We start from the raw sequence: 1,415 nt of genomic DNA on the forward strand, positions 1-1,415 counted from the left end.
TTCCAGGATCGCTGCATCATGAGCGGTAATTGTAAAAACGTCAGGAGTATCCATGAGGCGAGTATACGTGAACTCAAATCACGTAACCTTATTTTCCGCATGGCCCACTAGCAGCTGTTTGTTAGGCGACATACTTCGATTCTTGCTGCGCCAACTCAGGGGGTAACTCACCCCACTGTTGTCTTGCATGCTGAAACATAACCCTCTGGGTGAAACCCCCGTGTATTTCCCCAGGCTTATTGATAACAACCCAGTCCTCTATTTCATTGATGCTGTGCTCGTGCAGCCGCTCTAGCTTTCCATTATGTGTAACTGGAGGGGTGTAATAACGAACACTTAGAGTTTTCTCTCTGACTTCTAAGACTTCAGCCCATAAGTGCTCAACAATACCTTCACTGGTGGTGAAAGGAACCTTTACCTGAGCTTCTTGATAATCTCGTGAAATCAATTCCTTAAATTCATCGATTGTGGATTTCGCTTTATCCATTGCTTCCAGCATTAGCGGATCATCATCTGCGATTTCCAAAGGTGGGTATTCAGGCTTATTTCTACTGATAAACCACCACCAACAAACCGCCAACAAAATTACTACAGTGAATATTATTCCGATGCTCATAATTCCTTTCGCCTACCGAGGCTGTAGAAAGACTATTTCATAGAATCAGATCTTCCAGCCATAATTTTATTGTTTATAGAGACTGATTTAAACACAGCTCATTTACATAGTTAATCAATTCGGCCAGAAAATCACCTGACAGGTGTCAATAGCCTTTCGGCTCACTGAATCGCTCCATAATTCATCAATTTCTCAATATTGTGCACCAGGCAGAACATATGGCCAGCTTTACTTTACCTTTGATAGATCGAGATTCACCAACGAACCAGAGAGACTTCCCGGCCGGGCAGATACAGATCTTGTTCTTGGCATCGATCTGAAATTCGCTGGCCGGGATGATCTTCTTCTGGCCCTTGGCATTGTACTGGTTTCGCTTGCCGTACTTCTTCTTCTGCTTAGAGAAAGCTTTGTCTCTGGATCGGAACTTATTGTCAGGGACGTAGGCGTTGATGTTCTCTTTGCGGAGGTAGTCATTATTCTCTTCACTGGAGAATCCGGTATCTGCAGTGACTATCACTTGGCTTTTGAGGATATCTTCATGGATGCCAGTATCACGGTACCGCTTTCTGATGCCGTCCAGAATGGACTTCAATGTGTGCTGTTCCTGCCCGGAACCAAAGGCCTGGGCTTCGACAATGACCTGATGCTCCTTATCGACGGCGGCGATGCCGTTGTAGCCCTGGATGGTGGGTAGTGTTCAGAATTCTGTGTCATTTCTTTACCATACGCAAAAAAGAGATGACTCATGACCAAACCTACGTTCGATATGGATGCCGCTGTCAAGGCGCTGCGTGAGGGC

General features: G+C 45.4%; 2 protein-coding genes. Both read right to left on the reverse strand.

What is annotated here, in order from left to right:
- Window positions 1–121: 121 nt before the first annotated feature.
- A complete protein-coding gene (locus tag AC6R19_RS22675; protein WP_500582141.1) occupies window positions 122–616 on the reverse strand; it encodes a DUF2314 domain-containing protein in 495 nt (164 codons plus the stop codon).
- Window positions 617–800: 184 nt separating this feature from the next.
- Entirely contained in the window at window positions 801–1,301 is a 501-nt protein-coding gene (locus tag AC6R19_RS22680) for a transposase (RefSeq protein WP_500582142.1), read from the reverse strand.
- Window positions 1,302–1,415 lie beyond the last annotated feature (114 nt).

This window comes from Microbulbifer sp. SE14 (assembly GCF_059834885.1).

What these genes read in the sequence shown, in the direction of transcription:
- AC6R19_RS22675 (WP_500582141.1), bottom strand. Translation starts at nt 616, where the DNA reads ATGAGCATCGGAATAATATTCACTGTAGTAATTTTGTTGGCGGTTTGT.